The sequence below is a fragment of the Photorhabdus aballayi genome (assembly GCF_026153155.1).
Taxonomy (GTDB): domain Bacteria; phylum Pseudomonadota; class Gammaproteobacteria; order Enterobacterales; family Enterobacteriaceae; genus Photorhabdus; species Photorhabdus luminescens.
The window spans coordinates 47,652-58,291 of record NZ_JAPFCD010000034.1 but is presented as its reverse complement, the minus strand read 5'-3'; the positions used below and the strand labels follow the sequence as shown (position 1 = coordinate 58,291).

Below are 10,640 nucleotides of genomic sequence, written 5' to 3'. Positions count from 1 at the left end.
AGCCTTAGTGGTTTTCTTTAACGATAGCATTAAAACGAACTTAAATTTGCTACGAATAGAATCGCATTCATTTAAGCGTCAAAATCAGTTTTTTGATATTCAGTGGATTGACAGCAGTCAGGAATGAGCCAGCGGAGACGCCTACACATAGGAGCAATAGATTTATAGAGACGGGTTCATCTACCAGTAAACAAGCAAAAATTACTGCCCAGATAGCATAGGTGATGTTTAAACTCATAGCACGGATGGGTTGAAGCATGCAGATTGCTTTGTAGTAGAAGAGGTACGATAGCGTGGCTACCAGAGAAGTGAAGAATAATAAGGAGTATAATTCTATATTTGAGAAAATGTGTACAATTCCAGGAAAGGAGTGAATGAATAATATGATAATAACTAAGTAGCCTACGGAAGATGATAATTGTCTGATGAAATAAGCGATATCAGCAGGTATATCTTTATTCATGCCATAAGAGCTGATAACAACTTCAGAACTCCAGCCTAATGCACATATAAAAGCAAATATAAAGCCTATCCAGCCAGATATTGTCTGAGTTGATGCTGAATAACCTAGTATCATGGTACATATAACAGCTAGTATTAATCCCAATATACCGATAAGGTGAATACGATCTTTAAGTAGAAAAAAAGAAATTAACGCGCCAATAGCAGGGTAAGTTGCTGAAATAGTTGCTGTGTAGCTAATACCAATGTATTGAATAGCTAAAATATAACAAGACATGCCAATTGGGCCACCAAATATAGCCGCCAGTATAATTATTCCATTTTTCTTGTTTTTGGGGATAAGGCGTATCGTTCGGTATTTTCCTTTAACTACAAGATATATAAACATATATCCACACGAAATCGTATCATTTAGGAATGCGAGTACGATGGGAATGAAAAAGCAACAGGAAAGTGCGGTGTTTTTTAGTAATAATGCGAAAAGTACGCCACTTAGACCCCAGAAGACACCAGAGGAGAGTCCATAGGCATTGGCTGTTATTTTACGGTTGGTGAATATAGCCATTTGGATACTGTTTCATAAATTTATAGACTCATGCTAAGAGGTTAGCTCAATAATTTCCAGATGTTTAACCATTTTCCTTTGTTGAGGGAATAAATGAAGGAAGTATAATGCATATGATATATCTAATAATGAGATTTTTGTTGGCTTTTTATTTTAGTTTCCTGAATTATATAATTTTTAATTGCTCGTGTGTTAAATATTTCATAGGATTATTGTTTTTCCATAGGGCTAATATTGGCAATACGGCCGGTTTTGTTGGTAGTTGATATATGGATATACCAGGTCTATTTAGTGAGAAGATTTATACCCAATAGATTTCGAGTTGCAGTGCGGCGGCAAGTGAACGAATCCCCAGGAGCATAGATAACTATGTTCCTGGGGGGAGTGAAAGCAGTATAGCTATTATTTTAAAAGATCGTAAATGTAATCTTTAGGATGAAAATCAATAGGAGAATTGATGAGGATCTTCCTAATACTCTTAAAATCGTAATTTTCACAAGATGTTTTTAGGTCATTTAATAACGGATTTAATTTATCCCAGGTCAGAAAAACTTCATTAGCTGTCATTATTCTTGGGTGATTGGTGCCAGAAACATTATCACCAATTAATAACTCTTCATAAAGTTTTTCACCGGGTCTTAAGCCGGTAATTTTGATTCCAATATCTCCATGAGGATTAGTTTCATCTTTCACTGTTAGTCCGGAAAGATGAATCATTTTCCGGGCGAGATCATAAATTTTCACTGATTCTCCCATGTCCAGAACAAAAACATCGCCATTATTGCCCAGTGCCCCTGCCTGGATAACTAATTGGGCGGCTTCTGGGATCGTCATGAAGTAACGGGTAATTTCTTTGTGGGTGAGGGTTATCGGTCCACCACTTTTTATCTGTTTTTCGAACAGGGGAACAACGGAACCGGATGAACCAAGAACGTTGCCAAAGCGAACCATTGAGAATTTTGTGTGGCTGTTCTCTTTAGCAAAGGCTTGTAATATCAGTTCAGCAAATCTTTTTGTCGCGCCCATTGTATTTGTCGGGCGGACGGCTTTGTCGGTAGAGATTAATACAAATTTTTCAACTTTTTGGTTAATTGCTGCTTTGGCAAGTGAGAGGGTGCCAAAGATATTGTTATTAATGCCCTCTATGGTATTCATTTCTACCAATGGAACGTGTTTATATGCCGCCGCGTGGTATATGGTATTAATGTTAAATTTATGGATTATTCTATTTATTTTGTCTGAATCTTTTATGTCGCCTAGAATTGCTGTAATCGTTATATTCAAATCTTTATCTGAGTTTATCTTTTGTAACTCTTTTTCTATTGAATAAAGGCAATATTCGGTTAATTCAAATAGGACTATCTGAGAGGGAGATTGAGTGATGATTTGCCTGCATAACTCTGATCCGATTGAACCGCCGGCACCGGTAATAAGAACGTTTTTGTTTTTGATGTTTTTACTGAGTAGGCTTTGTAATGGATCAACTTGTTCTCTTCCTAATAGATCATTAATGGAAACGCGTTTCAGTGAGTTTATTTGCGCTTTGCCTTCAACCAGATCATTGAAGCTTGGAATGGTGAGGATTTCACAATGTTCTTTTTGCAGTTTTTCTAGTATTTTTTTTCTATTAGATGTTGATGCACTGGGTATGGCTAATAATATTTTCTTTATATGATATTTTTCTACTAAAATCGTTATCTTCTCTGGCGGGAAGACATAAACCCCATGAATCGATAGATGATGTAATTTATGATTATCATCAACAAAAGCAATTGGGTTGAATTCTCTATGTTCTCTTAATATGGGTAAGAGTTGCCGGCCAGATTCTCCTGCTCCATATATGATAACCGGAGCGCCTTTATATTTTATTAAATTACGTAGCGTTCTATAGATAAATCTTGTGCCGCAGAGCGAGATAACTAAGAAAGAAAAATAGATAATGGGTACGGTTCTAGGCAAAAATGCTTGTTGATATAAGGAAATTGCGGTTAATAGTAGAGTAGATAGAAATGAACCAATAATAGCCCATTTCAATATACTCATGTTGACATATTTTAATATCGATCGATAAAAGCCAATTCTTAAGAAAATGAATAGTGTGAAAGGTATGGTGAATATAATCGTTAACCAATGTTGTAAGCTGAAAATGGGTACTTCTCTATCAAGGCGTAGCCACATGCTTAGCCAGTATGAAATAATGATAATAAATATATCTACAATCAGAAGAACGATGGTCTTTATTAGTCTATCTTGGTAGAAAAACATTCTCTTGTTCATAATAGTTAATTACCTAAAAACTACTTTGTAAATGGTTTTAAAAATAATCTTTAGATCATAGAAAAATGACTTTTTATCAATATATTCCAGGTAGTACTTGGCTTTTATCGGCATAATAATGTTGATATAAGCTTGATGAGGATCGTTATATTGGCTTAATATCTGGTTTTCATCGATCATTTCTATGGAAGCCAAATCTGTTATGCCGGGTTTTACCGATAATATTTTGTTTCTGATATCATCTGGATATTTGTCCATAAAGTGTGGCACTTCGGGTCTTGGCCCGACTAAGCTCATTTTGCCTCGAACAACATCAATCAGTTGAGCTAATTCATCAATTTTATATTTGCGTATAAATTTTCCAGAGTTGGTAATACGGAGATCATGACCAATAGTAAGTTGTCCTTTTTGCTCTGATCCAGTGCTCATGCTCCTAAATTTGTGAATATAAAAATCTTGATTATATTGGCCCACTCGTTTTTGTCGGAAAAAAATGGGTCCTTTCGAATCCATTTTTATCCAGATAGCAATAGTGATTAAAATAGGGAATAATAGGATGAGTCCAATGAGAGAAGAAATAAAATCAAAAAGCCTTTTTATCGCTAAATAATATGTCATCATTTATGCCAAGATCTCTTTAATTGTTTTGATAACGTAGATTTGGTCTTCTTTTGTCATTTTTGTGTATAAAGGAATGGATACAATTCTTTTAAAATTTTCTTCTGCAACTGGGAAGTTGTTTTCGTTAAGAGAATAGGTATTTTTCCATATAGGCTGTTTATGTAGTGGAATAAAATGGACAGAGCAGCCGATGTTTTTTTCTGCCATTTTTATAATAAAGTCATCTCTGGATATGTTGACTTCATCATTTAATCTAATGGTATATAAGTGCCACGCGTGTTGGCTATTAGGTTCTTTAGGTTTCGTGGGTAAGGTAATGGGCAGATCTTTTAATTCATTATCATAGAGTTTAGCCATTTCCTCTCTTTTCTTATGGAAAGTATCTATTTTCTGTAGTTGGTGGATGCCAATGGATGCACAAATATCTGGCATGTTATATTTATAGCCTGGCTCAATCACTTCGTAATACCAGGCAGGTATTTTAGATTGATATCTATCAAAGGCGTCTTTGCTAATGCCGTGGAGACGCATTGTTTTTGCTCTTTTTATGATATTTGGATTTCTGGAGACTAGCATGCCACCTTCCGCTGTCGTCATGGTTTTATTCGCGTAAAAGCTGAATACAGTGACATCAGTGTCTAGCGTGCCAATTTTCTTTCCCTTGTATAAAGTCGGAAATGAGTGGGCGGCATCCTCAACTATTCGTAGATTAAATTTTTTAGCGATTGCAATGATGGCATCCATATCACAGGATAAACCTGCAAAGTGTACCGGCATAATCGCTTTAGTTTTGGTAGTTATTGCTTTTTCTATTGCTGTTGGATCAATATTCAGGCTGTCAGGTAAGGAATCAACAAAAATGGGATGAGCCCCCAGATAACGGACAACTTCCGCTGTTGCGGTGAAGGTATAGGTAGGCACGATAACTTCATCACCCGGCTCAATACCTATGGCTTCCAGCGCTAAATGCAATCCCGCTGTTGCTGAATTTACCGCAATGGCCTCAACATCAGAATCTAAATATTGGGCAAAATCTTGTTCAAATCTTTTGGTTTTAGGTCCGGTGGTTATCCAACCCGTTTTAAGTGAATCAATAACTTCATTAATTTCTTCTTGACCGATTTCTGGGAGTGCGAAAGGGAGAAAAAAAGAGTTCATGTAATAATCCTTATCTTTTGTTTTTTACGTGGAATTTCTTATTGAATATAATTTTCATTATTCCAATGAGATACCCTGATCCATAAGATAAATGTATGCACAGAAATATTAATGGTAAGAAAATATAGTTTTTTTTATTTTTAAAATGGGCTTTTATTGTTACCAATAAAGTTAAGAAGAAATAAATAAAAATACAACCTATATATAGATATAAAAATATTGAACTAATGAATGAGAGGATTAATCCTAGGATTAACCCTAAGACAAAAATTGGTGGTATTAATTGCCGAAATGATGTTATTTTTTTCAATTTGAGATTGACTAGTGGTTTAAATAAACCGTATTGGTAAAACATAGAACAGATTTTTTTAATTGAGTCTCTGGGGTAATAATCAATAATAATATCTGGGGAAAGATATATGTTACCTCCATGCTTTATAATTCTATTGTTAAATTCATCATCTTGGTTTCTGATTAAATCCTCATCAAATAACCCTATTTTATCGAATATTGTTCTTTTGAAAAACCCAAAAGGTACCGTATCAACTTTTTTTATATTATTAATGCCAATTCGAAAATAGGAGTTACCCATTCCAAAGCGACTACTTAAGGAATATGCAATATTATCGGCAATGGTTGTAGAATTACATGGTTTTGTATTGACAATTCCACCTATATTATCAGCATCAAGTTTTTTTGATAAACTATATAGTTTGGACAAGTAGTTACTAGGATAGTTAGAATGAGCATCGATTCTGGCTATATATTCCCCTGATGAATTTTTTATACCAATATTCAAAGCAGCAGGAACATGTTTATCAGGGTTGTATAGTAATTTTATGAAATCATATTTTTCAGTATAACTCTGAATTACCTTTAAAGTACTATCTGAACTATAACCATCTATAAAAATAATTTCTAATTGCCCGATAGGGTAATCTTGTTTTAGAAGTGATTCAATACACCCCTTTATATATTTTTCTTCATTTAATATAGGGCAAATAACTGATATGTTTATCATGGTTGAATAATCACTCTATTTGGATAATAATGATAGCTATTTAAATGTAATCCCTATATTTTGTTCAAATCTTCCGGTTTTAGGTCCGGTGGTTATCTATCCTGTTTTAAGTGAGTCAATGACTTCATCAATTTCAGATTGCCCAATTTCAGGTAATGCAAAAGGGAAGGATTTATTATTCATGATTGATTATGGCCTTTAAGAAATTATCTGCCAGTATGGAATAGGTGTGATTTTCTAAAGCGTAAATTTTGCCTTTTTGCCCCATTTGGTTTAATTCGTCAGTTGATAGCTTACTGAGTTTTAATAAGGCCTGAGCAATGTCTTCTGGTTTGCCTGATTTAACGGTGATACCACAATTTACGTCAGAAACAGGATCATTACCGGCATCAATTGCACATAAAATGGGTTTTCCAGCCATCATATAATCAATAAGTTTATTCGGGCTGATGCCAAATCTGAATAATGATTGTTTTTGTAGTCCTATATAAGCAATGTCAATTTTATTGAGTAATGTGGGTATTTGAGTTTTGGGGATCGGATCAAAAAATATAACGTTATTTGTTCCCAGTGATTGAGATTCTTTTATTAAGTTATCCTTTTCAAGGCCAGTGCCGACTAATAAGAATGTCATCGGTTTATCATGAAGCAGTGAAGCGGTTTTGAGTAGTTTTTCTAGCGCATTTGGGCGTCCGTGGGCTCCGCTATAGCATACAATTTTATGGCCTTTATTTTTTTCGGTTGCAATAAGTTCTTCTAGTGAGCTGTTTAACGGAGTAAGTTGATTTATCCAATCTTCTATAACCACACCATTAGGGATAATATGTAATTTGCTGAGCTCTAATCCATGTGCTTTCGTATGTTCTTGTACATTAGGAAGCATGGAAATGACCACGTCAGGATATTTATAAGCTGCGTTTTCAGCGAGTTGACATAATTGAATAAATGGATGTTTAGGTGAAATTCCTCCTAATTCTATGGGGGAAAGAGGCCATAAATCATGGATTTCAAAGACCAGTTTGGCATTAGCTTTTTTGGCAAGACGTTTTGCAATCCATATATCCATTGGATATGTACTTGAAGCAATGACAACATCAGGTCGATATTTTTTGACTAAGTTATGGCTATCAAACCAAATTTGTCGTAAAAAAGAGAAAATATTTTTGACTCTGGATAATCCATTGCCGTTATAACTCGGGGTTGGATACCAGACATATTCTAATCCATTAATATTTTCGGTGGTTTTTTTATTGTCTATCAGTGTAGGTTGTTTGGTCCGTACATGAGAATAAGAGGCTGCGAGTAGGGTAATATTATGTCCAGATTTAATCCATTCTTGCCCTAAATGATATGGACGAAACTCCATACCCAGGTCCGGCGAACCGGTATAATGGTTTATATAGACTATATTCATAGTAATTTTTCTAATTCGTTAGCAATTCTTGTTGCAGCAATACCGCCGCCATACATGGATTGAACCGAGCCTATATCAAGACCCATCATGTCATGAACTGATTGGGTTATTTTGTGACTGTCAGCCTCTGAGAGTTTGTTGACGCCTGCTGCAATTAATTCTACCCATTCAGTTTGATCTCTCACGGTGATACAAGGTTTCCGGAAGAAGTAAGCCTCTTTTTGAAGTCCGCCGCTATCGGTAATAATCAAGGCGGTGTTTCTGAGTAACCAGATCATCTCTAAATATCCCACTGGCTCAATTAAATGGACATCTAAATGCAAGCCGTATTGTGCTAACATTTTTTTAGTCCTTGGGTGAATCGGCATAACAACAGTAGCAATTCTTCTGTGTATATCATTTAATGCGTTCACTATCTCAGTTAAACGTTTTTGATTATCGGTATTTTCAGCACGATGGAGTGTGGTTAATATGAAGTTTTGTATCGAATCCAGCCCATCCGGTTTTTTGGCTGTTTGGCTGAAATATAAAGCGGCATCTTCCATTACATCACCGACTTTTCTGATATGAACCGGCTTTGAATTGAAGCCCTCTTCTTGTAGATTATTGACGGCGGTGTCTGTTGGGCAGAAGAGAATTGAGCTGACATTATCGGTTAATATTCTATTGATCTCTTCGGGCATCTGCATATTAAAACTACGTAGACCGGCTTCAACATGGATAATGGGAATATGTAATTTAGATGCGGCTAATGCGCCAGCTAAAGTCGAGTTTGTATCACCGTATACCATAACGGCATCAGGCTTTTCTGTGATAAGTATTTTTTCAACTTCGATTAGCATCTTGCCGGTCATTTCACCGTGCGATCCGCCATGAATATTGAGTGTGTAATCCGGTTTAGGAATAGCTAATTCATTAAAAAATATATCAGACATATTAGTATCAAAATGTTGACCGGTATGAATGATAATCTCTTTAAATTTATTATGATTTTTTAAAGCGCGAGACACTGGGCTGGCTTTAATGAATTGTGGTCTGGCGCCTAATACGGTAATAATTTTTTTCATATCGATTAACGTCCAATTTGTTGGTAAAAGTTGTTAAGTTTATTTTGTTCAATATCCCAATTGTATTTTTCATTGACTGCGATAAGTCCATTACTACCCATTTCTTCTGCTATATCAGGATTATTTGATAAGTAGTCTATCGCATCAGCGATTTCTTTAGGGTTTAATGGGTCGATACAAATGCCACAGTGGTTTTTGACAACAATTTCTTTCCATAATGGGAAATTTGAAGCGATAACAGGGATACCCGCACTCATATATTCGAATATTTTATTGGGTTGGGCATCAATATGATTGGGAAGTGGATGATAGAGAACGATACCCGCAATAGATTTAGATAAAAGTTCTTTGGTTTCTATGCGATTTAAAAATCCCAATGCATCTATTTTGTGCCAATTTTTCATGCTTTTTATTTTATTCTCTAGAGCGTTATCCGAAAAATTGCCCGCGAGTTTCATTGTTGTATTTGTTGTGAGGTGAGAGAGGGATTCAACCATCTCGGCTATACCTCTAATGTCGGAGATGCCGCCGACATAGCAGACTTGTTTTTCTTTTTCGTGCCAGTTGGCATGTTTATTATGCAACTCGCCTAATATGGGATAGTTATTAATGTCTATGGTGTTGTTATTGAGTTTTAAGAATTTATCTCTTATTGACGGCGTAGCCGTAATAATGCCGTCAAATTTAGGCGTCGAATACTTCTCGTAGAGAGCGAATAATTTAGAGATAATAATCTTAGTCAATTTATTTAAATATGGCTTGCCAAAAATTTGTTTAGGGACATCCTCATGGGAATCAAAAATAACTATTTTACCTTTCCTTTTCAGTTTTAGGCCGATAGGGATGAGTTCTGGATCATGGAAATGATATAAGTCAGAATCTAATTCTAATGCTTTTTTATAAACTTTATTGGTTGTCTTAAAGATTCTATTTAATCGACCAGGTAATATACCGACATCCATGATAGCAATGTTATTCTTGATTTCATTATCTTTACCATCGGCAACAATAAGGGAGACCTCATGTTCTTTTTGTAAGGCAGAACATTCTTTTAGGAAAATACGGGTGTCGAAACGCGGATGTACCGAGGTCATATGTGTGATTTTCATAAGGGTATTTTGTTCGTTTTCGTCGGGAATAAAAATAATAATATGCTTAATGCCAGCAGCCCATAGGTCAGTAGCAATGCGGTAATCGCTGAGTTTGATATTGTGTATACAAAGGGTAAATAGAGTGTCGTTGAAAATTCAAATGGCACTTTTTTTGAACTCAGGTTCATGGCAAAGAGCAATATATTAAATATAAAAAAGTTTATGAGTAAACCCAGTGTGCCGTATCTGGCGATACCGTCGCCAATAAAGCCAGTATTAGCCGAACCTGAGGTACCATAATAGATTTGAGAAACTATTTGAGGCGCCTCTGTTGTAAATTCACTGTTGTTGTTATAGATATAATCATAAAAATAATAGGTATTTAATGTGGGTGTGAAGAATACTCTACGTAGCCAATGGATAAGTGGATCATAAAAATCGAAAATAAAATATAATACCCCCGCGGTAAGGAATAAATAGAGAATGATATTTATCACCGAATTACTGATCGATTTTGTTCCTTTTATATAGAAGTATAGGATGATAACCGCGAGATTCATAAACGCTATGCTTTTTAATCCTGAAGAACTGTAGATTAAATAGGAAATCAAAATGCTTATTGTAATGAGGAGATATTTAATCGGGCCTCTTATATAGAGGGAAGCTAATAGTAGTAATGGTGAGATAACATATCCCCCATTGGTGATGATGTACATCGTGAGTAGCGGTGTGTTGTCTTTAAAGTGCTGTCTTACGGAATAAACTTTAAATATATTAGGGGGTATTAAACTTAATCCAGGATTACTCATGACGAATAAGAGTACAATAATACCACATCCTATTATCAGTATTTTATATAAGTCCCACGGAATTTTGAGTTTCGGCATCGTTATTCTATCTATTATCCGAAAGAATAATATCGATGAGAAAAATAATATATTTATTGTGCATACGAAAATGATTG

The 10,640-nt window shown here is 35.2% G+C and carries 8 protein-coding genes; all 8 read right to left on the bottom strand.

Annotation, left to right across the window (positions count from 1 at the left end; translation table 11 throughout):
* Positions 1-67: 67 nt before the first annotated feature.
* A complete protein-coding gene (locus tag OO184_RS16340) occupies positions 68-1,027 on the bottom strand; it encodes a DMT family transporter (RefSeq protein ID WP_265380089.1) in 960 nt (319 codons plus the stop codon).
* 402 nt (positions 1,028-1,429) lie between these two features.
* Positions 1,430-3,304 (bottom strand): polysaccharide biosynthesis protein, encoded by a 1,875-nt coding sequence (locus OO184_RS16335; RefSeq protein WP_265380088.1) that lies wholly within the window; start codon positions 3,302-3,304, stop codon positions 1,430-1,432.
* Between the two features lie 9 nt (positions 3,305-3,313).
* Positions 3,314-3,925 carry a sugar transferase gene (locus OO184_RS16330; protein WP_265380087.1) on the bottom strand — a complete coding sequence of 204 codons (612 nt, stop codon included), beginning with the start codon at positions 3,923-3,925 and terminating at the stop codon, positions 3,314-3,316.
* Positions 3,926-5,083, bottom strand: coding sequence for a DegT/DnrJ/EryC1/StrS family aminotransferase (locus tag OO184_RS16325; protein WP_265380086.1), 1,158 nt, complete (start codon positions 5,081-5,083; stop codon positions 3,926-3,928).
* 10 nt (positions 5,084-5,093) lie between these two features.
* Complete coding sequence (locus OO184_RS16320; protein ID WP_265380085.1) at positions 5,094-6,104, bottom strand: glycosyltransferase family 2 protein; 1,011 nt, start codon at positions 6,102-6,104, stop codon at positions 5,094-5,096.
* A 175-nt stretch (positions 6,105-6,279) separates the two neighbouring features.
* Positions 6,280-7,470, bottom strand: coding sequence for a glycosyltransferase family 4 protein (locus OO184_RS16315; protein ID WP_265380084.1), 1,191 nt, complete (start codon positions 7,468-7,470; stop codon positions 6,280-6,282).
* Positions 7,471-7,514: 44 nt separating this feature from the next.
* Positions 7,515-8,585 (bottom strand): non-hydrolyzing UDP-N-acetylglucosamine 2-epimerase, encoded by a 1,071-nt coding sequence (gene wecB / locus OO184_RS16310; RefSeq protein ID WP_265380083.1) that lies wholly within the window; start codon positions 8,583-8,585, stop codon positions 7,515-7,517.
* Positions 8,586-8,590: 5 nt separating this feature from the next.
* Positions 8,591-9,679 carry a glycosyltransferase family 4 protein gene (locus tag OO184_RS16305; protein ID WP_265380082.1) on the bottom strand — a complete coding sequence of 363 codons (1,089 nt, stop codon included), beginning with the start codon at positions 9,677-9,679 and terminating at the stop codon, positions 8,591-8,593.
* Between the last annotated feature and the right edge of the window lie 961 nt (positions 9,680-10,640).